Annotated in this window: 21 protein-coding genes and 1 pseudogene; 17 read left to right on the top strand and 5 right to left on the bottom strand. The window is 58.3% G+C overall.

Going from position 1 to position 25,348, the window contains the following annotated elements; translation table 11 throughout:
• Nucleotides 1-151 precede the first annotated feature (151 nt).
• Together hpf and AC2D8U_RS09665 are read right to left on the bottom strand one after the other, a co-directional pair.
• Nucleotides 152-490, bottom strand: coding sequence for a ribosome hibernation-promoting factor, HPF/YfiA family (gene hpf / locus AC2D8U_RS09670; protein WP_484618827.1), 339 nt, complete (start codon nucleotides 488-490; stop codon nucleotides 152-154).
• Between the two features lie 387 nt (nucleotides 491-877).
• Entirely contained in the window at nucleotides 878-1,666 is a 789-nt protein-coding gene (locus tag AC2D8U_RS09665; protein WP_484618826.1) for a PHP domain-containing protein, read from the bottom strand.
• 375 nt (nucleotides 1,667-2,041) lie between these two features.
• On the opposite strand from AC2D8U_RS09665, the gene trpR reads away from it, so the two are divergent.
• Both trpR and AC2D8U_RS09655 read left to right on the top strand, forming a co-directional pair.
• A complete protein-coding gene (gene trpR, locus AC2D8U_RS09660; RefSeq protein WP_484618825.1) occupies nucleotides 2,042-2,332 on the top strand; it encodes a trp operon repressor in 291 nt (96 codons plus the stop codon).
• Nucleotides 2,333-2,360: 28 nt separating this feature from the next.
• Nucleotides 2,361-3,617 carry an amino acid permease gene (locus AC2D8U_RS09655; RefSeq protein ID WP_484618824.1) on the top strand — a complete coding sequence of 419 codons (1,257 nt, stop codon included), beginning with the start codon at nucleotides 2,361-2,363 and terminating at the stop codon, nucleotides 3,615-3,617.
• Between the two features lie 123 nt (nucleotides 3,618-3,740).
• Here AC2D8U_RS09655 and AC2D8U_RS09650 read toward each other — a convergent pair whose 3' ends face one another.
• Both AC2D8U_RS09650 and barA read right to left on the bottom strand, forming a co-directional pair.
• Nucleotides 3,741-4,349, bottom strand: a complete 609-nt coding sequence (locus tag AC2D8U_RS09650; protein ID WP_484618823.1) for a YjaG family protein — start codon at nucleotides 4,347-4,349, stop codon at nucleotides 3,741-3,743.
• A gap of 11 nt (nucleotides 4,350-4,360) precedes the next feature.
• Nucleotides 4,361-7,063, bottom strand: coding sequence for a two-component sensor histidine kinase BarA (barA, locus tag AC2D8U_RS09645; RefSeq protein WP_484618822.1), 2,703 nt, complete (start codon nucleotides 7,061-7,063; stop codon nucleotides 4,361-4,363).
• Nucleotides 7,064-7,151: 88 nt separating this feature from the next.
• Here barA and rlmD point away from each other — a divergent pair, with 88 nt between their 5' ends.
• From rlmD to rpoS, 13 genes and pseudogenes are all read left to right on the top strand, one after another.
• A complete protein-coding gene (gene rlmD / locus AC2D8U_RS09640) occupies nucleotides 7,152-8,513 on the top strand; it encodes a 23S rRNA (uracil(1939)-C(5))-methyltransferase RlmD (protein ID WP_484618821.1) in 1,362 nt (453 codons plus the stop codon).
• Between the two features lie 18 nt (nucleotides 8,514-8,531).
• Nucleotides 8,532-10,727: a GTP diphosphokinase gene (gene relA / locus AC2D8U_RS09635; protein ID WP_484618820.1), complete on the top strand. Its 2,196-nt coding sequence runs from the start codon at nucleotides 8,532-8,534 to the stop codon at nucleotides 10,725-10,727.
• Nucleotides 10,727-11,530 carry a nucleoside triphosphate pyrophosphohydrolase gene (mazG, locus tag AC2D8U_RS09630; RefSeq protein WP_484618819.1) on the top strand — a complete coding sequence of 268 codons (804 nt, stop codon included), beginning with the start codon at nucleotides 10,727-10,729 and terminating at the stop codon, nucleotides 11,528-11,530. Before relA ends, mazG begins: the two co-directional genes overlap by 1 nt.
• 131 nt (nucleotides 11,531-11,661) lie before the next feature.
• Entirely contained in the window at nucleotides 11,662-13,299 is a 1,638-nt protein-coding gene (gene pyrG / locus AC2D8U_RS09625; protein WP_484618818.1) for a CTP synthase, read from the top strand.
• 67 nt (nucleotides 13,300-13,366) lie between these two features.
• Entirely contained in the window at nucleotides 13,367-14,662 is a 1,296-nt protein-coding gene (gene eno / locus AC2D8U_RS09620) for a phosphopyruvate hydratase (protein ID WP_484618817.1), read from the top strand.
• A 219-nt stretch (nucleotides 14,663-14,881) separates the two neighbouring features.
• The gene (ftsB, locus tag AC2D8U_RS09615; RefSeq protein WP_484618816.1) at nucleotides 14,882-15,166 is read left to right on the top strand and encodes a cell division protein FtsB; all 285 of its coding nucleotides are present in this window, start codon (nucleotides 14,882-14,884) and stop codon (nucleotides 15,164-15,166) included.
• A gap of 24 nt (nucleotides 15,167-15,190) precedes the next feature.
• Complete coding sequence (gene ispD, locus AC2D8U_RS09610; RefSeq protein WP_484618815.1) at nucleotides 15,191-15,874, top strand: 2-C-methyl-D-erythritol 4-phosphate cytidylyltransferase; 684 nt, start codon at nucleotides 15,191-15,193, stop codon at nucleotides 15,872-15,874.
• Nucleotides 15,875-15,888: 14 nt separating this feature from the next.
• On the top strand, nucleotides 15,889-16,362 hold the full coding sequence (gene ispF / locus AC2D8U_RS09605) for a 2-C-methyl-D-erythritol 2,4-cyclodiphosphate synthase (RefSeq protein WP_484618998.1): 474 nt from the start codon (nucleotides 15,889-15,891) through the stop codon (nucleotides 16,360-16,362).
• Nucleotides 16,355-17,344: pseudogene (gene truD / locus AC2D8U_RS09600) on the top strand (tRNA pseudouridine(13) synthase TruD); the annotation flags it as partial. The gene ispF and the pseudogene truD, both read left to right, overlap by 8 nt.
• A 216-nt stretch (nucleotides 17,345-17,560) precedes the next feature.
• The gene (gene surE / locus AC2D8U_RS09595) at nucleotides 17,561-18,307 is read left to right on the top strand and encodes a 5'/3'-nucleotidase SurE (RefSeq protein WP_484618997.1); all 747 of its coding nucleotides are present in this window, start codon (nucleotides 17,561-17,563) and stop codon (nucleotides 18,305-18,307) included.
• Nucleotides 18,304-18,942, top strand: coding sequence for a protein-L-isoaspartate(D-aspartate) O-methyltransferase (locus AC2D8U_RS09590; protein ID WP_484618814.1), 639 nt, complete (start codon nucleotides 18,304-18,306; stop codon nucleotides 18,940-18,942). The genes surE and AC2D8U_RS09590 overlap by 4 nt, the downstream gene beginning before the upstream one ends.
• 56 nt (nucleotides 18,943-18,998) lie before the next feature.
• Nucleotides 18,999-19,853 (top strand): peptidoglycan DD-metalloendopeptidase family protein, encoded by an 855-nt coding sequence (locus tag AC2D8U_RS09585; RefSeq protein WP_484618813.1) that lies wholly within the window; start codon nucleotides 18,999-19,001, stop codon nucleotides 19,851-19,853.
• A 76-nt stretch (nucleotides 19,854-19,929) separates the two neighbouring features.
• Nucleotides 19,930-20,925 carry an RNA polymerase sigma factor RpoS gene (rpoS, locus tag AC2D8U_RS09580; protein WP_484618812.1) on the top strand — a complete coding sequence of 332 codons (996 nt, stop codon included), beginning with the start codon at nucleotides 19,930-19,932 and terminating at the stop codon, nucleotides 20,923-20,925.
• 67 nt (nucleotides 20,926-20,992) lie between these two features.
• On the opposite strand, the gene mutS is transcribed toward rpoS, so the two are convergent.
• Nucleotides 20,993-23,578, bottom strand: a complete 2,586-nt coding sequence (gene mutS / locus AC2D8U_RS09575) for a DNA mismatch repair protein MutS (RefSeq protein WP_484618811.1) — start codon at nucleotides 23,576-23,578, stop codon at nucleotides 20,993-20,995.
• 149 nt (nucleotides 23,579-23,727) lie between these two features.
• On the opposite strand from mutS, the gene recA reads away from it, so the two are divergent.
• Together recA and AC2D8U_RS09565 are read left to right on the top strand one after the other, a co-directional pair.
• Nucleotides 23,728-24,771: a recombinase RecA gene (gene recA / locus AC2D8U_RS09570; RefSeq protein ID WP_484618810.1), complete on the top strand. Its 1,044-nt coding sequence runs from the start codon at nucleotides 23,728-23,730 to the stop codon at nucleotides 24,769-24,771.
• A gap of 9 nt (nucleotides 24,772-24,780) precedes the next feature.
• On the top strand, nucleotides 24,781-25,236 hold the full coding sequence (locus AC2D8U_RS09565; protein ID WP_484618809.1) for a regulatory protein RecX: 456 nt from the start codon (nucleotides 24,781-24,783) through the stop codon (nucleotides 25,234-25,236).
• The last annotated feature ends 112 nt before the right edge of the window (nucleotides 25,237-25,348 follow it).

The raw sequence follows: 25,348 nt of genomic DNA, 5'->3' as shown, positions 1-25,348 counted from the left end.
AGACCGCCTCCAACTAGGGGAAGCGAATAAAAAACATAAACTCAGCAAAGCAATTCTTCATAGTGCCGTCACCGTACTGGCTGGCGGCGGCGCCTGTCAAGGGCAAACGCCGCCCATCAGGGTTGACGGGCGGTGGTCCGAGCTGTCGTGCTTAGGCGACGGCTTCCTCTTCGCTGGCGGCCAGGACATTGGTGTGGTCGTGGCGGCGGGTGGCTTCCTTATGGGTTAGCTTGTTCAGTTGGCGCTCCAACTTCTGCCCCATCTGGTTGATGGCGACATAGAGATCTTCATGCTGTCCGCTGGCGAAAAGCTGACCGACGTTGGTGTTGACCTTGGCTTCAATATGGAAGGTGTTCCCCTCCTGGGTAATGACCGCGTGGGTCTTGATGACGTCGATGTTATGGCGGAGAAGTTTATCGATGCAGCTTTGTACGCGATTCTTCATGGGGGTGGTGATGGCAACGGATTTGCTGGTGATCTCTACATGCATACAGGTTCCCCTTTGTTGACCTTTTTTTAACTTCGGTTTCAGGTTAGCGCTGCATCCGGGGTGGGGAAAGTGATTTCTGTCACAGAATGGTGTGTCTGGCCAGAGATTGAACGGACAAGCGATCTGGCGCATAAAAGAGTGTTCAAAGGGTTGTTTTTCACTCAAAACGGCGGGATATTGGATGGGATAACTTGACCCCGTATCGCGGCTCTTGGCCAGCTCATGACCGCCGTGCCTCCCCTGACCGCTCTATATCGTTCGACTCCCTTTCTCTGCTGCAACGGAATAAGGTTCTTCCGCTTCGCTTTTTCTCTGCTGCAACGGAATGAGGTTCTTCCGCTTCGCTTTGATGACGCGTCAGACCGCCCAGGAGCGAGCCATAGAGACTCAATCAATGTTCCCTGTCCTGATGTTTCTTTCCCTTTCCGTTGGCAGTGTCGCCAACCAGGGGGCTAACTCCTGTGCGACGACCTTGCCGTGCTCGCCGAGAAAGGCCAGGAGTCGGTGTGGGCATGCGTTGACGATCTGTGATTCGGGAAAATCGATGCTCTGGGCCAGGGCTATGGCCTGCTCGAAAGTCCCCAGGGCATAGCTGATGTGGGCATCTGAGCCAAAACTGACTTTCCAGTTGTGGTGGGCGACCCGCTCAAGCAGGTGGCGACAGTGCTCGGCGCTGCCTGTCCGGGAGTGGTTGAAGGAGCTGTTGTTGATCTCGAGCAGCACGTTATGGGCCTTGGCGGCTTGGATCACAGGGTCCACTTCGATGGGATAGTTTGGATTGCCCGGATGGCCGATGATCTGGCAGTGGCCGCTCTCGATGGCGGCGATCATCGCCTTGGTATGGGTTAAGCGGTCCGTCGGGGCAAATACCGGTTCATGGAAGCTGGCGATCATCAGATCCAGACTGTTTCGAACCCGCTCCGGGATCACGACGCCCGTGGCTTCAATATTGGCTTCCATGCCTCGCAGTACGGCGAGGCCATTGACCACCCTGGGGATCACCCTCATGTTAATAAAGTGCCAGAAATGAGGAGAGTCAGGCATGGGAGGAGCGTGATCGGTCAGGGTGAAGGCGTGCAGCCCCTTAGCCTTGGCGGCCTGGATCAACTCCTGAACCGTGCTATAGGCGTGGGTGCTGGCGATCGTATGAGCATGGGTGTCGGTCAGGATCTGCATCGGGGGCGGCCTCGCTCTTGGGTCAAGCGTCAATTATCTCCCATCACAAAGAAATTACCACGACGCTCTCAGTGATCATCCTAATCCAAGGTAAAGGGCAGCGGAGGGTAAGCCGGTTAAGCGTCCCGAAGGCCATCCTATGGCGCAGGTGTCCCTGATCTTGGTGCTGGGCACAGGGGGCAAAAGCGGGCGCCAGCGAGGCCAAGGTTAAAGGGGGAGTTTCGGCGATCGTGATGCAATAACACTCATTTTTCCGGTCGATGCAGCGAAATCTTGCTGGAGAGTGTGCGGCCGATCCCACTTTATCCGTTTGCCCGTGGTGCCCGTACTTGTGTAATGGTGTACTGCGCAGCCATTACGGCAAATCGGAGAATGATGATGGCGGAAACCCGCTGGAATGAGTTGCTTCAACTGATGGCACAGCAAAACTCAGATAAAGATCTTGGCACCCTGCTCGGAGCCTTGCTGAGCCACGATGAGAAGCATTCCATCGCCGGTCGCCTGGCGGTGTTTCGTGCACTGATGATGGGTGGAAGCAGTCAACGTCAGATCTCTGCGGAGCTGGGGATCAGTATCGCCACTATCACCCGTGCCTCTAATAACCTCAAAACCATGAACAGTGACGAGCATGAGGCATTGGCCCGCATGCTTGGCGTGTCCAGATAGATAACAATAAATAACTCGGAGTAGACAGATGTCTGAGATTACCGCCAGTGCTCAGTTGAGCAAAAAGGCACCGGGGATCCTCGGTGGGGCCATGATCGTGGCCGGAACTTCCATCGGGGCTGGGATGTTTGCCTTGCCGGTGTACAGTGCTGGCATGTGGTTTGCGGTTTCCATGGCCATGATGGTCCTGGTCTGGTTTTGCGCTTACAGCTCCAGTTTGTATTTGACGGAAGCCAGCTTGAATTATCAGGAAGGCGCCAGCTACGCCACCATTGCCGAGGATACCCTGGGTAAAGTGGGTAAGCTTCTGGCGACCGGCACCGTGGCCTTCGTCTGCTTTATCCTGACCTATGCCTACATCTCCGGCGGCAGCTCCGTGGTAGGGCAGACCTTGGGGAATACCTTTGGCCTGGAGATCGGCCATGTCGGCTCTGCACTGATGTTTACCCTGGTCCTTGCGACGGTCGTGATCGCAGGCTCCCGGGCGGTGGATCGCGTTTCCACCATTATGCTCGGTGGTATGGTGCTGACCTTTTTCAGCTCTACGTCCCTGTTGACCGGTAACGCTTCCGCCGAAACTCTGTTCCCGGCGATGCCGTTGGGGGAGTCCTTACCTTACATCTGGATTGCCATCCCCGTACTGGTTACCAGCTTTGGTTTTCACGGGACGGTTCCCTCGCTGGTTAAGCACTACAACAAGGATCCCCGCCGGGTGCGTCTGGCGCTGCTGTGCGGCACCATGCTGACCATGCTGGTGTACGTGGTCTGGCAGTTGGCCATCATGGGCAATGTGCCGCGGGATCAGTTTTCCGAGGTGATCGCTCAGGGGGGCAATGTCGCCACCTTGATCAGTGCGGTGGGTCAGTCTACGGATGTTTCCGGCGTGGAAGCGGCGCTCATGCTGTTTGGTAACCTGGCGCTGGCCAGCTCCTTTATCGGTGTCGCCCTGGGTTTGCAGGATCTGATCAAGGACGTCCTCAAGCTGGATGACAGCCTGCAAAGCTCCCTTAAGGCCGCTTCCATCACCTTCCTGCCAGCCTTGGTATTGTGCATGGCGATGCCCCATGGCTTTATCAGGGCCATAGGTTTTGCCGCGCTCGCGGCTTCGGTGTTCGTCCTGGTGTTGCCAGCCCTGATGGCTCGAGTGCTGCGTAAACGCAAGGTCGACAACGGCTTTATGACCTCTGGTGGTCTGCTCCGCCTGGACTTCGTGCTGGGCTTCGGTGTGCTGGCGGTACTGGTGGAGATCATTCACCTGATGGGCCTGTTGCCAAAGTTTGGCTAAGCCTCACTAACGCATTGAGAAAAAACGCCGCCCCGAGGAACATCGGGGCGGCGTTTTTTGATCCATTTCAGAGGTCAGCTTAGCGGCATAGCCGCTTAGGCCGACCATACCATCAGGCCAGGCTCACTCCGCCAGGGTAACGCCAATGTTGGAGACGGCACTGTCTCGCAGCTCTTTACGCAACGCCTTGACCGCTTCCGGATCGATCTTCTCCAGTTCTTCCACCCACTCTAGCAACTGGTTTTGGATCTCACGCTCGTCCGCCATCAAGGGGTGGGCAAAGATAAAGTCGTCCAGCGCCTCTTCGGTTTCCAGGCCATCCGGCAGATCACCGGCCTCAATAAAGGCGGCGACGGTGCTGCTGGATAGCTTGGAAATATTGATCAGATCGGTATCAATTTTCTGCTGCAGTGCGGTCAGGATGGTGGACAGGGCCATCAGGGCATCGGTGGCTGGGTAGACGCCATAGAAGTCGTGTTGCTCCTGATCCGGCATCAGCGCCTCGAGCTGATCGAGCATCCGCTCATAGTTGAGCTTGATATCCCGGCTGTACAACGACTGCCACAGCATATCCTGGATGGTACTGGCTTTCTGGCTGTCTTCCTGTTCGGTGATCTGTGCAAATAACAGGTAGTTGGGCAGCATTCGCTCGGACAGTGCGACAGCAAACAGGGTCAGCTGCTTGCTGTTGAGGGCTTTAATACGGTTGAAAAAACCGGTTTTGGCAGTCATTGGAGTTCCTGTCAGGCCGCCAGATAGGGACGGGCGGCGTTGGCTACTTGGTTAAGTTGATCCTGTAACTCCAGGATCTCCGGCTCCAGGTCCGTCATGTCACAGCCCTGCTTGAGGGCGGACTCGATCTGGGCGCAGATCTTTTGCAGTGCCGGTACTCCAGAGTAGCAGGTTGCCCCGTGGAGTTTGTGCACGCAACGCAAAAGCGCGTCATTTTCCCCTAATGCCAGCGCGTGATCCAGTGTCTCCTGAGTTTGAGGAATACTCTCGACCAGCATGCCAAGCATTTCCCGGGCAAGCTCGGCGTTACCACCGGCCTGGGACAGGGCCATGCTCCAGTCCACCAGGCCTGGCTCCTGGCCTCCTGTGGTGGGACTCCAGCGGTGTAATACCTGGGCCAGCCCCTGTTCATCGATGGGTTTGGTCAGACAGTCATCCATGCCCGAGCCCAGGATCTTGTCCCGCTCATCGGCCAGGGTGTGGGCCGTGACGGCGATGATGGGTGTATGTCGATTCAGGGAGTCTTTACGGATCTGCTGGGTGGCCAGCAGGCCATCGACATCCGGCATCTGGATATCCATAAAAATGGTGTCATAGCGCTGGCGCTGACAGTGCTCGATGGCTGCCTTGCCGCCGGAGACCGTGTCCACCCGTTTCACCATTTCACCCAAAAGGGTCGCGATCAGCTTGAGGTTGGCGGGATTGTCGTCCACGGCCAGCACCGTCAGTGGCCTGATGACGGCTTTGCTTGGTGGCGTCGGGGCGGCAGTCGGCGTTGCTGGCAGCTGGGCCAGGGGGGTTAGGCTCAGGGCATCACACAGCCGCCGGGCAGAGAGGGGCATGGCCAGCAGCTTGAGTTGACCGGCCCCGACTTGCTCCTGTATCCAGGCAGGGGCGGTACCTTCAACCATGACCACCGCATTACTGCCATTGAGTTCGGCAAGCACGTCTGGTCCGGATAAGTGGTCTGCACTGAGCAGTAGGTGGGTATAGTGGGGCGCATCCTGTGCCAGCAGGGGAGCAAGGCTGTCGAGCGTTACCACATTCAATTGCCACTGCCGTAGCAGGGCGACCAGAGCCTGACGGCTGTGACGACGGGGTTCGAGGATCGCCACCGAGTCGCCGATCAGTCGGTCCGTCATCAGGGGATCATCGATGGCGAACACGCTCTTCTCGATCGTCAGGGTAAACCAGAAGGTGGAGCCTTGACCGCGTTGCGAAGTGAAACCGATCTGCCCGTCCATCTGGTTAACCAGACGCTTGGTGATCACCAGGCCCAGGCCGGTTCCACCAAAGCGTCGGGTGATGGAGCTGTCCGCTTGGCCAAAGGCCTGGAAGAGCATGGGCTTTTGTTCATCGGCAATGCCGATCCCGGTATCGGTGATTTCCCCCCTAAGGGTGATCTGTTCAGCGGTTTCATCAGCCAGATCCAGGGTGAGCTGGATGCAGCCGGCGTCCGTGAATTTGATGGCGTTGCCCACCAGATTGGTCAGCACCTGCTGGATCCGCATGACGTCTCCGGACAGGGCATCAGGGACGCGTTCGCCAATGGTCACGACCATCTCCAGACCTTTGTCATAGGCGCTGCCACTGAGCAACTGCAGCGTTTCATCGACGGCATCCCGCAGGGCAAAGGGTACGTTGTCGAGCACCATTTTACCCGCCTCCAGTTTGGAGAAGTCGAGGATATCGTTGATGATCGATAGCAAATTGGTGGCACTGCGCTCGATGGTTCGCAGGTAGTCCTTCTGGTTATCGTGCAGTGGGGTCTTGAGCAGCTGGCGGGTAAAGCCGATCACGCCGTTGAGGGGCGTGCGCAGTTCGTGGCTCATGTTGGCGAGGAATTCCGACTTGATCCGACTCGCTTCCAGGGCGCGCTTCTTGGCGATATCCAGCTCTACGTTCTGGATCTCGATCTGTTCCAGGGTTTCGCGCAGATCTGAGGTGGCCTGATCGATGTTTTGCTGCATCTCATCATGGTACTCGGCCAACGAGGCCGCCATGGCGTTGATCCCCCGTTTCAGAGAATCCAATTCACCGATCAGATCGCCATGCAGCCGAGTGTCCAGTTTGCCTTCCCGGATCTTGGCGACGGCTTGTACCATGGCGGTAATGGGGGCCGTGACATTCTTCAGCAGCCGAAAGGTGAACAGCAGGTTCAACTGGACGCCGATCAGGACGATGATAAAAGCGGCTACGGCAGCCCGATATTGCTCCAGCAAGGCCTCGTGCTTGTTCAGTTGCACCGCCACATAGCCAAGCTGGGTGCGGGGGCCAGGCTCGTTACCACTGGGCAGGCTTTCCTGGATCACCGGGGCGCGCAGGACGAGGGTATCGCCAAAATGTTCCAGTTGGAGCCCCTCGTTGAAATCCAGGTTATCCGGCATGCGGATCAGTTCGAAATCCCTCTGGTAGCGGCTGCTGACCAGCACCTGGTTTTGATTATCGAAAACGGCGATGGTTTGGATCAGACCGGCATTGTGGCGGTGAACCTGATCGATCAGTCGCTTGGTGTATTCCCGATTGTTGCTTTGCAGCCCATACTCGCAGGCGATGGCCAGGGGCTCTATGATATTGGTGCCCTGACGCAACAGGGTGGCTTCCAGCTCGGAAAAACGGCTGGAGGTGAAGTAGCCACCGAGCATCAAGCCCACCAACATGGTTGGGGCCAGGGCGAGAACCATCACCCAGGTGCGCAGACTGTATTTGGTCACCGTTTTCATGTGTGGGAAAATGTTCTCCTTTGACGGCCCCATCTGAGGTGCCGGTGTCGATCCCATTATTGTAATCAACCGAGCGAACATGGCCCAGTTTTATTCCCCAAAGTCCAAGAAAACTAAGACGTTGCCGACTACTATCGAGGTCGAGGCCCAGTCTCTGGATCATCAGGCCAAGGCGGTTGCCAGCCATCAGGGTAAGGTGGTGTTTGTGCCGGATCTGCTCCCGGGCGAGCGGGCCCGGGTGCAACTGGACAAGAGCAAAAGCCGTTTCGCCCAGGGGCGGGTGGTGAAGCGCCTGTCCGATCACCCAGGACGGATCAAGCCAGCCTGTCGCTATTTTGACCGCTGTGGCGGTTGCCAGTTGCAATACGCCGAGCCCGAAGCGCAGCGCCAGTTCAAACAGGATGCGCTGATGACCCTGCTGCAACATCGAGGAGGCCAGGCGAACCAAGTCCTGGCCCAGGCCGAGCAGCCCGCTGTGATCGGTCCCGATTGGCATTATCGCCGCAGGGCGCGCCTGGGGGCCCGAGTGGTAAAGGGCGAATTGCTGCTGGGTTTTCGACAGGAAGGCAGTAACCGGCTGATCGGTATTGATGCCTGCCCGGTCCTGGCTGAGCCGCTCAGTGAGCTGATTGCCCCACTTCAGGCCCTGCTGTCCCCACTGCCTCTGGCTCGCCATGTGGGACACATCGATCTGATGCTCGCCGATGAGGGCGCACTGGTGGTGCTGCGGACCCTGACTCAGGTCGATGCAGCAACGCGCCAGCATTTGAGTCAATGGGCCCAGACCCATGCTTGCCGGTTGTGGCTTTTGGGCGACCAGGGTCTGGAAGATCTGGAGGGCCGAACGCCTGAGCCCCTGCACTATGGGATCGGTGAGGGGCGAGGAGCGCCGGCCTTCCTGCCCGGAGACTTTTTTCAGGTTAACGATCGGGTCAACCGGGCAATGATCGATCAGGCCTTGGCCTGGATCGCGCCCCTTGAATCGGAAACGGGGTTGGACCTTTTCTGTGGCGGCGGCAACTTCAGTTTCGCCCTGGCACCGCTGAGCCATAAAGTTGTCGGTGTAGAGGGGGTTGAGAGCATGGTCCAACGGGCCCGCTTGCGGGCTGGCGAGCTGGGCCTGGAGAATGTCGAATTCCATGCGGCCGACCTCAATGGTGATGCGCCGGATGCGGCCTGGGCCCGCCAGGTGGACTGGGTGTTGCTGGATCCGGCTCGGGCCGGTGCGTTTGGCGTGTTGAAATGGATGAAGCCATTGGCTCCGAAACGGATCCTCTATGTGTCCTGTGATCCCCTGAGCTTGGCCAAAGACGCCAAAGCCTTGTCAGAGCAGGGTTATACGCTGATTAAACTTGGACTGGTGGATATGTTCCCTCATACTCACCATCTGGAATCGATGGCACTGTTTGTGCCGTCATCCCAGATCACGCCGGCGACGTAGGGAGGAGGGCCGCGCCACATGGTATCCGTACGACACATTCATTTTGGGGACGTCCCCCTGGCTCTGGCTCAATGGCTGGACAACCTGGATCTGAATCATGGCCAACGCGAAGCGCTGTCGGCCACCTATCAATTCTGTCAGCAGTTGCCCTGTGACGATCCGGCCCATATCGAAGCGCGCCTGATGCGCGCCCGTGAGATGGTTGAGATCCTGCTGCCGCTGAATATGGATCTGGATACCCTGCGAGCCAGTGTGCTCTACGTCTTCGTTGATGATGGTCTGCTGACACTCGAGCAGCTTGAGGAGCGGGAAGGACCAACGATGGCTGCCCTGGTGCAGTCGGTTCAGGTGATGGTGGCGATCCGCACGCTACGCAGCCAGGGAGCACCCGGCGAGTCCCAGGTGGACAATCTCAGGCGCATGCTGCTGGCCATGGTGGAAGACGTTCGTGCCGTGGTGATTAAGCTGGCGGAAGCGGTAGTGCTGCTGCGGGAAGTCAAGAATGCCGATGAAGAGACTCGGGTGATCCTGGCTCGGGAAGTGCGGGATATCTACGCACCGCTGGCCAATCGCCTGGGGATCGGTCAGCTCAAGTGGGAGTTGGAAGATCTGGCGTTTCGCTACCTGCATCCACAGACCTATAAGGAGATCGCCCGCTGGCTCGATGGTAAGCGGATCGATCGGGAAAGCTATATCGACAACTTTGTCGGTGGCTTGCAGAACGAACTGGACGAGCAGGGGATCCGCGCCGAGGTATATGGCCGTCCCAAACATATCTACAGCATCTGGCGCAAAATGCAGAAGAAGGATCTGACCTTCGAAGAGCTGTTTGATGTGCGGGCGGTGCGGATCATCGCCGAACGATTGCAGGACTGCTACGGTGCTCTGGGCGTGGTGCACACCATGTGGCGCCACCTGCCCAAAGAGTTTGACGACTATGTCGCCACGCCCAAGCCCAATGGCTACCAGTCTATCCACACCGTGGTGATGGGCCCTCAGGGCAAGACGGTGGAGATCCAGATCCGTACCCGGCAGATGCACGAGGATGCCGAACTGGGCGTCGCGGCGCACTGGAAGTACAAAGAGGGCAGTACCGGCAAGGCCGGAGGCTTCGAGGAGAAGATCAACTGGCTGCGCAAGATCCTGGCTTGGCAGGAGGATGTGGTGGAATCCGGCAACCTGGTGGAGGAGATCCGCTCCCAGGTGTTTGAGGACAGGGTTTATGTGTTTACCCCTCGGGGCGACGTGATCGATCTGCCCGCCGGCAGCACGGTATTGGACTTTGCCTACTACATCCACTCCCAGGTCGGCCACCGTTGCATCGGTGCCAAGATCGATGGCCGTATCGTGCCCTTTACCACCCCAGTGGAGACCGGCCAACGGGTGGAGATCCTGACGGCTAAGGAGCCCAACCCCAAGCGTGACTGGCTTAATCCAAATGCCGGCTTTATCCATACCAGTCGGGCCCGAGCCAAGATCCATACCTGGTTCAAGTCACAGGATAAGGACAAGAACGCCGCTGCGGGTCGAGAGATGCTCGAGGCCGAACTGGCCAAGGTGGGCATGAAGCTCAGTGACGCCAAAAACGCTCATGAGCGCTTTAACCTGCACACCTGTGAGGATCTGCTGGCCGCCATCGGCGGCGGGGATGTGCGCCTGACTCAGGTGATCAACCATCTGCAAAGCAAGCTGTCCCGCGAGGAGTTTGATGAAGCCCAGGCGATGGAAGATCTGCTGGCCAAACCCGCGCCGAGTAAGCCCAAGAAACAGGGGCATGTAGAGGTCAATGGGGTGGGCAACCTGCTGACCCACATTGCCAATTGTTGTCAGCCTTTGCCGGGAGACGCCATTCAGGGTTACATCACCCAGGGCAAGGGCGTCTCGGTTCACCGTGAAGGCTGTGAACAGCTGGCCAACCTGCTCAATCAGCATCCCGAGCGTGGCGTTGAAGTGGTTTGGGGTGAGTCTTACAGTGGCGGATACAGTGTTACGGTGCGGGTCGTGGCCAATGATCGTAGCGGTCTGCTGAGAGACGTCACCACGGTGCTGGCCAATGAGAAATCCAATGTGCTGGAGATGCGCAGTCACTCTGATACCAAGCAACAGACCGCCGCCATTGAACTGAAGATGGAGCTCTACAATATGGAGTCCCTTGGGCGGATCCTCTCCCGCCTGAGTCAGTTGGACGGTGTCCATGAAGCAAGGCGATTGTAATGACATTACCGACCGATCCCATTGAGCGTCTGCTCGCCATCATGGCGCGATTGCGTGATCCACGGCAGGGGTGCCCCTGGGATCGTAAGCAGACTTACGCCAGCATCGTGCCTCACACTCTGGAGGAAGCCTACGAGGTGGCCGACGCCATCGAACGGGGCGACTTTGATGATCTGCCTGACGAGTTGGGAGACCTGCTGTTCCAGGTCGTTTTTTACGCCCAGTTAGGCAAGGAGGAGGGGCGTTTTGATTTTCTTGATGTTGTCGGACGGATCTGCACCAAACTGGAGCGGCGCCATCCCCATGTGTTTGCCGAGGTGGACCTGACGGATGAATGGGCGCTCAAGGCGAACTGGGAAAGCACCAAAGCCGCCGAACGGGCAGGCAAAGCGCGTCATGGCGTGCTGGCGGATGTGCCGCTCAATTTGCCCGCCCTCTCTCGCAGCGCCAAACTGCAGAAACGTGCCGCGACCGTGGGCTTCGACTGGGACACCCTGGGGCCGGTGGCCGGTAAGGTTAGTGAGGAACTGGACGAAGTGTTGGAGGAGGCGTTGCAGGCGGTGCCCGATCAGGCCGCCGTCGAAGAGGAGATTGGCGATCTGCTCTTTGCCGTCACGAATCTGGCCCGTCACCTCAAGGTGGATCCCGAGCAGGCGCTGCGTCAGGCTAACAAAAAATTCGAACGGCGCTTCAGTGGCGTGGAACAACTTTGTTACGAACATGGGATCCCGATCAACAAAGCAGGCCTTGAGCAGCTTGAGGCCTTTTGGCAGAGTGTTAAACGGCTCGAAAAAGGGGCCTGAACCGCATTTGAAGTGATTGTTCAAGGCGCCGGGCTTTGCTAGAATGCACGCCCGTCCTATTGGTCGCCAAATTACCTGCTATAACGTGGTAATTCAGCGCGGTTAAAAATCCCAACTTTCTCAGGTTCAGCATGACTACTAACTATATCTTCGTTACGGGCGGGGTGGTTTCCTCGTTGGGTAAAGGTATTGCCGCCGCTTCTGTGGCTGCATTGTTGGAGGCACGTGGCCTCAACGTTACCATGATGAAACTGGATCCCTACATCAACCTGGATCCAGGCACCATGAGCCCCACTCAGCACGGTGAAGTGTTCGTTACCGAAGACGGTGCCGAAACCGATCTGGACCTGGGTCACTACGAGCGCTTCATCCGTACCAAGATGAGCCAGCGTAACAACTTCACCACGGGTCGGATCTACTCCGACGTACTGCGCAAAGAGCGTCGTGGTGACTACCTGGGTGCCACCATCCAGGTGATCCCGCATATCACCAATGCCATCAAAGAGCGTGTACTGGCCGGTGCCGAAGGTCATGACGTGGCCATCGTCGAGGTGGGCGGTACGGTTGGTGACATCGAGTCTCTGCCATTTTTGGAAGCCTTGCGTCAGCTGGCGGTCGAATTGGGCCGTGAGCGCGCCATGTTTATGCATCTGACGCTGGTGCCCTACCTGGCCGCCGCCGGTGAGGTGAAAACCAAGCCAACTCAGCACAGCGTGAAAGAGCTGCTCTCCATCGGTATCCAGCCTGACGTGCTGGTGTGTCGTAGCGATCGTGCCATCCCGGCCAACGAGCGCAAGAAGATCGCCCTGTTCTGTAACGTTCCTGAGCGTGCGGTGATCTCCATGAAGGATGTGGACAGCATCTACAAGATCCCGGCCCTGCTGAAATCTCAAGGCCTGGACGAAACCTTCGTTCAACGTTTCGGCCTGACCTGCCCGGAAGCCGATCTGGCCGAGTGGGAAAATGTGATCTATCAGGAAGCCAATCCGACCGGTGAAGTGACCATCGGTATGGTCGGCAAGTACGTCGAACTGCCGGATGCCTACAAGTCCGTCAACGAAGCCCTCAAGCATGCCGGTTTGAAAAACCGCCTGCAGGTGAACATCAAGTACATCGACTCTCAGGATGTGGAAGCCAAAGGCGTAGAAGCGTTGGAAGGCATTGATGGGATCCTGGTGCCTGGTGGTTTTGGTGAGCGTGGCGTGGAAGGCAAGATCCAGGCCGCCCGCTTTGCCCGTGAGAATAACCTGCCATACTTCGGGATCTGCCTGGGGATGCAGGTGGCACTGATTGAATATGCCCGCAACGTTGCGGGGCTCAAGGGGGCACACTCTTCCGAATTTGACAGCAAGTCCGAGCATCAGGTGGTGGGGTTGATCACCGAGTGGCTGGACGCTGACGGTAAGGTTGAGGAGCGCACCGAGACCTCGGATCTGGGCGGTACCATGCGACTGGGCAGCCAGTTGTGTCACCTGGTCAAAGGCACCAAGGCGCGCGAACTGTACGGCAACGCGACTTGCATCGAGCGTCACCGTCACCGTTACGAAGTCAACAATAACTATCGTGATGCACTGGAGAAGGCTGGCTTGGTATTCTCTGGCCTGTCCGCGGACAAGAAGCTGGTGGAAATGATCGAGATCCCGACTCACCCCTTCTTCGTGGCCGGTCAGTTCCACCCGGAATTCACCTCTACGCCGCGTGATGGTCACCCGCTGTTTGAAGGCTTTGTCAAAGCCGCCGGTGAGCACACCAAGGGCGAACTAAAATAATTCGAATAAGGGAAGCCGGACCACACGGTCCGGCTTTTCTGTGTTTTTAAAAACTGAGGAAACCATGATGGCTAACATCGTTAAAGTACTGGGTCGTGAGGTAATGGACTCTCGCGGTAACCCAACTGTAGAAGCTGAAGTTCACCTGGAAGGCGGTTTCGTAGGCATGGCTTGCGCCCCGTCTGGTGCGTCAACCGGTACCCGTGAAGCGCTGGAACTGCGTGACGGCGACAAGTCCCGCTACCTGGGTAAAGGCGTACTGAAGGCCGTTGCTAACGTCAACGATCTGATCGCGCCTGCCCTGAAGGGTCAAGATGCTCTGAACCAGAAAAACCTGGACCAGATCATGATCGATCTGGACGGTACCGAGAACAAAGACAAGCTGGGCGCCAACGCCATCCTGGCTGTTTCCCTGGCAGCTGCCAAGGCCGCTGCGGCTGCCAAAGGCATGCCACTGTACGCCCACATTGCTGAGCTGAACGGTACTGCGGGTCAGTACTCCATGCCTCTGCCAATGATGAACATCTTGAACGGTGGCGAGCACGCCGACAACAACGTTGATATTCAAGAGTTCATGATCCAGCCTGTTTCTGCGCCTACCTTCCGCGAAGGTCTGCGTATGGGTGCCGAGATCTTCCACGCGCTGAAGAAGGTTCTGTCTGCTAAAGGCCTGAACACCGCTGTGGGTGATGAAGGTGGTTTCGCACCTAACCTGGCTTCCAACGCCGATGCGCTGGCCGTGATCAAAGAAGCGGTTGAAGCGGCTGGCTACAAGCTGGGTGACGACGTGACTCTGGCCATGGACTGTGCGGCTTCCGAGTTCTACAAAGACGGCCAGTACGTTCTGTCCGGCGAGAACAAGAGCTTCGACGCCAACGGTTTCTCCGACTACCTGGCGCAGCTGGTTGAAGACTACCCAATCATCTCCATCGAAGATGGCCTGGACGAGTCCGACTGGGACGGCTGGGCATACCAGACCCAGATCCTGGGTGACAAGATCCAGCTGGTGGGTGACGATCTGTTCGTAACCAACACCAAGATCCTGACCCGTGGTATCGAAAACAACATCGGTAACTCCATCCTGATCAAGTTCAACCAGATCGGTTCTCTGACCGAAACCCTGGAAGCGATCAAGATGGCCAAAGACGCGGGCTTCACCGCCGTGATCTCTCACCGCTCCGGTGAAACCGAAGACGCCACCATCGCCGATCTGGCGGTAGGTACTGCGGCTGGCCAGATCAAGACCGGCTCCCTGTGCCGCTCCGACCGTGTTGCCAAGTACAACCAGCTGCTGCGCATCGAAGAGCAGCTGGGTGACAAAGCCCCTTACCGCGGCCGTGCCGAGGTAAAAGGTCAGGCCTAATCGCCTGAGCTGATGAAAAAGGTCGCCAAATGGCGGCCTTTTTTGATCCTTGCGACGGCTTGCCCTGTTCAGCCGTTTGCCTTTGGTTTTATGCCAAAGGCGAGTCGTCGACCGCTAATCCCTGCTTATTAGAGATATTTTCCCCCAACTGGCTTGAACGTCTTTTCTTTTCCCCGGCCTTAAGCCAAGATCCCCCTATTCTGGAAAGAGGCTTGAGTTATGCGGATCCTGCTGGCCCTGTTGTGTGTTTTGCTGTGTGTACTTCAGTACAGGTTGTGGTTCGGAGAGAACAGCCTGCATGAAGTGGTGCGGCTTAATGAGCAGATCCAGCGCCAGCTGGCAGGCAATACCCAGTTGGAGGAGCGTAATATGCTATTGCGCCGCGAGATCGATGATCTGCGTGATGGCCTGGATGCGGTAGAGGAAAGGGCTCGGCATGAATTAGGCATGATCCGTCCCGACGAGCAGTTCTACCGCGTGATCCGCCGCCCCCCTCAGCCTTGATGTATTTTCCCCTTGGAGTGTTCAATGTCACTTGACCCCCGGGCCACGGTGGTGGCCGTGGTACCCGCCGCCGGCGTCGGCAAACGCATGGGTGGTGATCTGCCCAAGCAATATCTGCCCCTGAACGGCCGTCCCATCCTGTCCCATACTCTGTCCCGCCTGTTGGCCCATCCCAGGATCGCCCGGGTGGTGGTCGCCATCGGCCCTGAGGATGGGCATTTTGCCCAACTGCCTGAGGCGCAGGATCCTCGCTTGACCCTAGTCCATGGTGGCGGTGAACGGGCGGATTCTGTGCGCCTGGCCCTGGCCGCGATCCATGAGGCGGATGCCTGGGCCCTGGTCCATGATGCGGCGCGCCCTTGTCTGACCGGCGGCGATATCGATAAGTTGCTGGATGGATGCGATGAGCAGGGGGCTATCCTGGCAGCTCCGGTGCGGGATACCATGAAACGGGCCGATGATGAGGGCCGGATCGATCACACGGTTGAGCGCGCTGCCTTGTGGCATGCCCTGACTCCCCAGTTGTTTCCGGTTCAGGAGCTGTATCGTGCCTTGTGTGATGCCCAGGCTAAAGGGGCTGAGATCACCGACGAGGCTTCGGCCATGGAGCGGCTCGGCTGGCGACCCGCCCTGATCACGGGGCGCCCGGACAATATCAAAGTAACCCACCCGGACGATCTGCGTCTGGCTCAACTGTTTCTGGCCTGAAGGAGGCTGCGATGATGCGGATCGGACATGGGTTCGACGTACATAAATTTGGCGGCGAAGGCCCGGTGATCCTGGGAGGGGTTGCCGTGCCCTACGAACAGGGTCTGTTGGCACATTCAGACGGTGATGTGGTGCTGCACGCCATCAGTGACGCCCTGCTGGGGGCCGTCGCACTTGGGGATATCGGTCATCACTTTCCCGATACGGATCCGGCATTTAAAGGTGCCGACAGTCGGGTGTTACTGCGTCACTGTTTTGACCAGGTGAAAGCCAAGGGGTATCGCATCGGCAACCTGGATGTGACCATCATTGCCCAAGCGCCCAAGATGGCGCCCCATATCGAGGCGATGCGGCTCAATATTGCCGCCGATCTCGACACAGAGCTGGTCAACGTCAACGTGAAGGCCACCACCACAGAAAAACTCGGTTTTACCGGCCGCAAAGAGGGGATCGCCACCGAAGCGGTGGTGTTGTTGCAATATGACTGATTACACCCTGCCCCAGTGGCACTACCTGTATGGCAAACCCTCTCAGGAAGGGACAATCCGAAATCTGCCCGAACATTTTCAGGTGGACGAGATCTTGCCATTTCGCCCCGATGGTGAGGGTGAAAATCACCTGATCCACGTTGAAAAACGTGGCCTGACCACGCATCAGGTGGCGAAAATGCTGGCCCAGTTTGCCGCCGTGCCGGTGAAGGATGTTTCCTGGGCGGGCCTGAAAGACAAGCATGGTGTCACCCGACAGTGGCTGTGCGTCCGCATCCCCGGCAAGATCACCCCCAACTGGAGTGAGCTCAACAGCGACCAGTTGACGATTCTGGAGTCCGACCGCACCTTGAAGAAGTTGCGCACCGGTGCCTTGCTGGGCAACAAGTTTCGCATCGCCGTCGCCGGTGTCGCCGATCTGGATGCACTGGGGCCGCGACTGGCGCAGATCCGCCAGGGGGTGCCAAATTACTATGGCGAGCAGCGCTTTGGTCACAATGGCATGAATGTCCAAAGGGCCGCTGAGATGTTTGCCGGCCGCAAGGTCAAAGATCGCAATAAGCGCAGTATCTATCTGTCCGCAGCGCGCAGCTTTCTGTTTAACCAGGTCGTCTCCGACCGCTTGGCGAAGCACGGTCTGACTCCGATTGACGGGGAGGCGGTCATGCTCAGCGGCACAAATAGCTTCTTTGTTGCCCAGCAGTGGGATGCGGAGCATATGGCCCGCCTGATTGAGGAAGATATCGCGTTGTCGGCCCCCCTGTTTGGTGATGGAGGGGGCGGCAGTGACGGTGCCGCGGCGCAATACGAGAATTCGGTCGTCGCATCATGGCCAGCATTGCTCGAAGGGCTGGCTTCGGCCCGCATGCAGCCGGAGCGACGTCGTTTGCTGCTTAAACCCGACGCCCTAAAGCACTGGGTTGAGGAGGGACTGTTGTGGTTGGAGTTCATCCTGCCTGCCGGTGCCTTTGCCACCAGCATCCTGCGGGAGCTGGTGGATTATCGCGATGCCCAGGCGTTTGAGCCAGCCCCCTATGACGTTAGGGACACCCCAGACAGTCGCCCTGCTGCGAAGGAGCTTCAATCGGCCATGGAGGAGGTAACCCTAGTGCCTGGCGCCGAGGATGAACCGCACGGCCGGATACCGTCAACGCAAGCCGTTGATATGGGTGAGCAAAGCGTTAGAAAAAGCGAGAGGATGAAAATTCTTGTCAGTAACGATGACGGTGTCCATGCGCCGGGGATCCGGGCACTGACCGAGGCGTTGGCCGATGAGGCCAAGGTGGTGACCGTGGCACCGGATCGTAATTGCTCCGGTGCGTCCAACTCGCTGACCCTGACCAACCCTTTGCGGGTCCAGACTCTGGATAATGGCTATATCCAGGTCAATGGTACGCCTACGGATTGTGTCCACCTGGCGATCCGAGAGTTGATGGAGGGAGAGCCGGATCTGGTGGTCTCCGGGATCAACGCCGGTGCCAATCTGGGCGATGACACCATCTATTCTGGGACCGTGGCGGCGGCGATGGAGGGGCGTCACCTGGGATTGCCGACCCTGGCCGTGTCTTTGGTTGGGCGAGAACTCAAGCATTATGATACGGCGGCCGAGATCACCCGGCAGATCGTCGAGGGGCTTAAGAAGAGTCCCCTGGCCAAAGAGCAGATCCTCAATATCAATGTGCCAGATCTGCCGCTGGAACTGATCAAGGGGATCAAGGTGACTCGCCTGGGTAATCGCCATAAATCCGAGGGCATGGTCCGCACCACGGATCCCGCCGGGCGTCAGATCTTCTGGTTGGGGCCTCCGGGTCAGGAGCAGGATTGCGGTGAGGGGACAGATTTCCATGCGGTGGCCAATGGCTATGTCTCCATCACACCGCTGAAGGTGGACTTGACCGCCCATGATCAGCTCACCAGCTTGCAAGGATGGATCGAGAAACTATGAATACCATGACCCAGGGCTACGGCGGCCGGCTCGTGCAGCAGTTACGTCAAGGGGGGATCCAGGACCCTCGGGTGCTGGAGGCCATGGGGCGGATCCCCAGACAGAATTTTGTTGAGGGGGCGCTGGGGAGCCGTGCCTGGGAAAATACTGCTCTGCCCATCGGTGCCGGGCAAACCATTTCACAGCCCTATATTGTCGCGCGGATGACCGAACTGCTCCTGGAAGACCTGCCCGAAGGGCCTGTGTTGGAGCTGGGCACGGGCTCGGGCTACCAGGCGGCGGTTCTCGCCAGTCTGGTGCCGCAATTGTGTACGATTGAGCGGATCAAGAGTTTACAGATCCTGGCTCGGCGTCGCTTAAAGCAACTGGATCTCCATAATATTGCCTTTAAATACGGGGATGGTTGGCAGGGCTGGCCGAGCAAAGCGCCATTTGCCGGGATCCTGGTGACCGCCGCCGCCAGTGAAGTCCCGCCGGCTCTGCTTCAGCAACTGGTCGAAGGCGGCCGCCTGGTGATCCCCGTGGGTGAAGCGTTTCAGGTGCTCAGGGTTGTGACCCGGCGAGGCGATCGCTTTACCAGTGAAGATGTTGAGGCCGTACGTTTTGTTCCGTTGATCAAAGGGGCGACCGAGTAGCGCGTGCAGAAAGGCAGGATTTTACAATGAGAAGGATGTGGGGGAGATGGACCCGAATGAGCGTGATAGGCCTGGCGATATGCACGCTGGCGTCTTGCTCTTTGTCTCAGCCCCCGGCGCCGGTGGCCACTCTGCACACGGGAAAGACCTTCCGTGACCGCACACCCGGCAGCATCACAGGAAGCTCCTACTCGGTTCAGTCCGGCGATACCCTGTACTCGATTGCGTTTGCCTCGGGCAAGGACTTTCGCTCTTTGGCCCAGTGGAATGGCCTGGATGGGAACTACCGGATCTTTCCGGGTCAATCCCTGCGCCTTACGCCGCCCGCCAAGCCTCGCGCTTCCGCACCGGTGAAAAACGCAGTAACCCCAGTACGAATAGGGGTAACAGCACAAAGCCCTGCGACAGGATCACAAAAACAACAAAAATCAATGGTTGATCCCAAGTCTCAGCCTCGTTATGCTGAGAGTGTGTCTTTACAGTCTGCTAACAAAAAAGCACCTTTGACGACACATGAGCAGGTAGCTTTACCCGCGACCGTCTCCCGCTGGCAATGGCCAACCACCGGACAAGTGATCCGGGGTTTTTCGTCCGCTGAGCAGGGGAACAAGGGTTTGGATATCGCCGCGGCGGAGGGAACGCCCGTGGTCAGTACCGCCCCCGGTCGCGTGGTGTATGCCGGAAGTGCCTTGCGAGGCTATGGCAAGCTTATCATCGTCAAACACAGTGACGATTACTTAAGTGCCTACGCCCACAATAAGCAGATTCTGGTGTCAGAAAAACAACAGGTCAGTGCCGGTCAAAAAATAGCGGAAGTCGGTCGTACCGATGCGGAGCGCAGCATGCTCCATTTTGAGATCCGTTATAAAGGCAAGTCAGTCGACCCCATGCGTTATTTGCCCCGCCGATAGGGGAGACGGTAGTCAGTCAGGGAGGTAACACTGTGAACACCGAATGATGGTTTGGGATTAACTGGGAGATCCGCCAATGAATCTGAAAAACAACGCGTTTGATGATATGGCTGCAGTTGATTTACGTGTTAGCGATGGGGTTGTGGGAACCTCGAGCGAGATCGCTAGCCAGCGTGGGCCGCAAAGTAAAGAGAGCAGTTCCAATATTGACCAACTGGTCCAGGATGACCTGCAGAAGAACCTGGATGCCACTCAGCTTTATCTGAGCGAGATTGGGTTTTCGCCGCTGCTGACGGCGGAGGAAGAGGTCTATTACGCCCGACGGGCGCAGAAGGATTGTGCTAAATCCCGCAATCGAATGATCGAAAGTAACCTCCGCCTGGTCGTGAAGATCGCCCGCCGCTATAACAATCGGGGATTGGCATTGCTGGATCTGATTGAAGAGGGCAATCTGGGTTTGATCCGAGCCGTGGAGAAGTTTGATCCAGAGCGGGGATTCCGCTTTTCGACCTATGCCACCTGGTGGATCCGCCAAACCATAGAGCGGGCCATCATGAATCAAACCCGGACCATTCGTCTGCCGATCCATGTGGTCAAGGAACTCAATGTCTATCTGCGCACTGCGCGCGAGTTGGCCCACAGCCTGGACCATGAACCCACGGCCGAGGAGATCGCCGAGAAGCTCGATAAGCCGGTGGAAGATGTCAGCCGCATGCTCAAGCTCAATGAGAAGATCAGCTCGGTGGATACTCCCATTGGTGGCGATTCCGATAAGGCGCTGCTCGATGTGATCGCCGACGATGATCGGGTCTGTCCCGAAGTTCGGGCTCAGGATGATGACATCAAGGACTCGGTGGTGCGCTGGCTGGATGAACTGAATTCCAAGCAGCGTGAAGTCTTGGCCCGTCGCTTTGGCCTGTTGGGCTATGAGCCCTCGACGCTGGAGGATGTGGGGCGTGAGATCGGCCTGACCCGGGAGCGGGTCCGTCAGATCCAGGTTGAAGCCCTGCGCCGCCTGCGGGAGCTGATTGGCTCTCAGGGGCTGTCGGTTGAGGCCCTGTTTAAGGCTTAGGCCTATGGGTGCAACAAAAAACGCCGTCCCTTTGGGGACGGCGTTTTTGCATCATACGGATGAGCGGTTAGCCGTCCAGCTTGGCTTTCAGGCTGTAGAGCAGATCCAGGGCCTGGCGCGGGGTCAGGCTGTCGGGATCGATCTGCTCCAACGCCGTCATTGCCGGGTGAGACTCAGGCAGCAGTGGCAGCTGTTCACAGCTCGGCAGACTCGCGCTCTGACCGCTGTTTTCCTGTTGCTCCAGCTGAGCCAGGCGCTGCTTGGCGGCTTGCACCACAGGCTTGGGGACTCCTGCCAGGGCCGCGACCTGCAGACCGTAGCTGCGGCTGGCTGGTCCCTCCTGCACCGCGTGCATAAAGGCGATGGTATCGCCATGTTCCATGGCATCCAGATGCACGTTAACCACCCCTTCCATCCGTTGTGGCAGCTGGGTCAGCTCAAAGTAGTGGGTGGCAAACAGGGTTTGTGCCTGGATCTGGGTGGCCAGATGCTCCGCCGCGGCCCACGCGAGAGAGAGTCCGTCGTAGGTGGAGGTACCTCGGCCGATCTCATCCATTAGTACCAGGGAGTGGCGGGTGGCATTGTTGAGGATGTTGGCGGTCTCGGTCATCTCCACCATAAAGGTGGAACGGCCCGAGGCCAGATCGTCGGAGGCGCCGATGCGGGTAAAGATCCGATCGATTGGCCCCAACACGGCATGCTCTGCCGGTACAAAGCTGCCGATATGGGCCATCAGGGCGATCAGGGCCGTCTGACGCATATAGGTCGACTTACCCCCCATGTTGGGACCGGTGACGATCAGCATGCGACGCTGTGGCGAGAGGTGCACCGGATTGGCGATAAAGGGCTCCTTGAGCACCTGCTCGACGACCGGGTGGCGGCCGCCGTCGATGGCGATCCCGGGTTGTTCGCTTAATTGGGGGCGGCTGTAGTTGAGGGTCTCGGCCCGCTCGGCCAGGGTTTGCAGGACGTCCAGCTCGGCACAGGCAAAGGCACACTCCTGCAGGGCTGCCAGGGCGGGGAACAGGAGATCGAACAGTTCTTCGTACAGTCGTTTCTCCAGTGCCAAGGCCTGGCTCTGGCTGTTGAGCACCTTATCTTCGTGCGCCTTGAGCTCGGGGACGATAAAGCGCTCGGTATTCTTCAGAGTCTGGCGGCGAATATAGTCGGCGGGTACCAGGGCGGCCTGGGCCCGGCTGACCTCGATAAAGTAGCCGTGTACCTTGTTGTAGCCGACCTTGAGGGTGGCGATCCCGCTGCGCTCTTTCTCTCTTCGCTCCAGTTCGCCCAAGTAGTCGGTGGCGCCTTTGGAGAGGGCTCTGAGTTCATCCAGTTCGGCATTGTAGCCTTCGGCCAACACCCCGCCATCGCGGATCACAACCGGTGGGTTTTCGCAGATCGCCCGCTCCAGTAACTCGAGCTGGTCGGGGAAGGTGCTGATCCGGTTTGCCAGGTTTCCGACCTTTCGGCCGGACAGTTCGGTCAACAGTGCCTGCAGCTGGGGCAGTTGGCCCAGGGCCTGGCGCAACCGGCTCAGATCCCGAGGGCGGGCGCTACGCAGCGCTAGGCGGGCCAGTACCCGTTCCAGATCGCCGATTGGCTTGAGGGTTTCGGCCAGCTCCACATAGAGTCCGCTCTCCTTGATCCCCGCAACCGTCTCGAATCGCTCCTCCAGGGCGCTACGCTGCGTCAGTGGCTGATGGAGCCAGCGTTTGAGCAGGCGTGAGCCCATGGCCGTGGCGCTGGTGTCCAGCACCGAGGCCAGGGTATTATCCAGCCCACCGGCAAGGTTCTGGGTGAGTTCCAGGTTCTTGCGGGTCGCGGCATCGAGCACGATATGGTGGCCATCCTGCTCCTTGATGATGCTGCGGATATGAGGCAGTGCGGTACGCTGGGTATCCTTGACATACTGCATCAGGCACCCGGCTGCACACAGGGCACGCTCTGCCTGTTCGACGCCAAAGCCGCTGAGATCCCGAGTGGCAAATTGGTCATTGAGCAGTTTACGGGCGGTGCCGATCTCAAACTCCCATTCCGGTCGACGGCGCAGGCCCTTGAATCCTTCCAGCAGATCCATCCGTGGGAACAGCTCGGGGTAGAGCAGCTCGGCTGGATGGGTGCGTTGCAGCTCGGCCGCCAGGGCCTCGTCGTCTTCCAGCTCATTGACGGTAAACCGGCCCGAGGCGATATCCAGGGTGGCGTAGCCGTACTGCCCCCGCAGTTCATACACGGCGGCCAACAGATTGTCGCGGCGCTCCTCGAGCAGGGCCTCGTCGGTGACCGTGCCGGGAGTGATGATCCGCACGACCTTACGCTCGACCGGCCCCTTGGAGGTGGCCGGATCGCCGATCTGCTCACAGATGGCGACGGAGACACCGCGCTGGACCAGGCGTGCCAGGTAGCCCTCAACCGCATGATAGGGCACCCCAGCCATGGGAATGGGATCGCCGGCCGCATGGCCACGGGCAGTCAGGGAGATGTCCAGAAGCTCGGAGGCACGCTTGGCGTCGTCGAAGAAGAGTTCATAGAAGTCCCCCATCCGGTAGAACAGCAGCACGTCCGGGTGCTCGGCTTTGATGGTGAGGTACTGACGCATCATCGGCGTGTGCTGGCTGAGATCGGCGCTTTTGAGCTTGGCCACGGGGACTCCCATAATCGGTTTTTGCAAACCGCCTATGATACCGCAAAGCCCAGGACCTGCACCGATCCACACGGAATTTTCCGCACAGGGTTGATACTGTATGATTGTACAGTATACTAGCCACAATTAAGTCAAATCGTATCGCCACCTTGGAGCTAGGAATGGACGAGAACAAAAAACGCGCGCTCGGTGCCGCGCTCGGTCAGATTGAAAAGCAGTTTGGTAAGGGTTCCATCATGCGCCTGGGCGATGCGACCACCCTGGATATCGAATCCGTGTCTACCGGCTCTTTGGGCCTGGACATCGCCCTGGGGATTGGCGGTCTGCCTTACGGTCGTATCGTTGAGATCTACGGCCCGGAATCCTCCGGTAAAACCACTATGACTCTGCAGGTGATTGCCGAAGCCCAGAAGCAGGGTAAGACCTGCGCCTTCGTTGATGCTGAGCATGCACTGGATCCCATCTACGCAGCCAAGCTGGGCGTGGATGTGGATCAGCTGCTGGTATCCCAGCCGGACACCGGTGAGCAGGCGCTGGAGATCTGTGACATGTTGGTTCGCTCCGGTGCGGTTGATGTGGTGATCGTTGACTCCGTGGCGGCCCTGACGCCGAAGGCGGAGATTGAAGGCGAGATGGGAGACTCCCACGTAGGCCTGCAGGCTCGTCTGATGTCCCAGGCGCTGCGTAAGCTGACCGCCAACATCAAGCGCTCCAACACCCTGTGTATCTTCATTAACCAGATCCGGATGAAGATTGGTGTGATGTTCGGCTCACCGGAAACCACTACGGGTGGTAATGCCCTGAAGTTCTACGCCTCCGTGCGTCTGGATATCCGCCGTATCGGTGCCATCAAGGATGGTGATGAAGTGGTGGGTAACGAAACCCGGGTGAAGGTGGTGAAGAACAAGGTCGCACCGCCATTTAAGCAGGCTGAGTTCCAGATCCTCTACGGTGAAGGCACCTCTAAACATGGTGAGCTGATCGACTGGGGTGTGAAGCAGAAGCTGGTGGAAAAATCCGGTGCCTGGTACAGCTACAAGGGTGAGAAGATTGGTCAGGGTAAGGCCAACTCCATCCGTTTCCTTAAGGAAAACGTGGCCATCGCCGACGAGATCGAAGGCTTGCTGCGAGAGCAGTTGCTGGTGGCGGCTAAACCCGCCGACGATAAGGACGAGGTGCTGGAAGACGCACCGGAACTGTCCTAATCAACGCCGGTGCGTAAACCCAAGCAGGGTCAGAGCGCACTGGCCGCTACGGTGGGACTCCTGTCCCGCCGTGATCACAGCCGCGGAGAGTTGAAGCGAAAGCTTCAACACCGCGGTTTTTTGTTGGTGGAGATCGAGGCGGCCATTGAGCGGGTGATAGAGCTGGGTTATCAGGATGATGGTCGCTTTGCCCTGGCCTTTGTTCGTTACCGCAGTCAGGGCGGTAAGGGCCCGTTGCGCCTGCGCGCTGAGCTCAAAGAGCGACAGGTGGAGGAGGCCCTGATCAAGGCGGCACTGGCACAGGAGGAGATCGACTGGTTTGAACTGTGCCGGGATTGCCGGGCACGCAAGTTTGGTGAGTCCCTGCCGACTGACTTCAAACAGCGGCAGAAGGTGCAACGCTATCTGGCGTATCGTGGCTTTGATCGGGAGCAGATCCAGTACGCCCTGTCTCCCCCAGACTAAAAAAAGGACTGGGAAGACGCCTAAGTGGTGGCAGAGTGCCCCGTGGCTCTGGTTTGCAGGGGGGGGATGCGGATATAATTGGCCGTTTGTATCGCCGCGCTGCGCAGCATTG

The sequence above is a fragment of the Ferrimonas sp. YIN67 genome (genome assembly GCF_057219095.1).
Note: the sequence above shows the minus strand (reverse complement) of the source record. Positions and strands in the feature narration are given on the sequence as shown.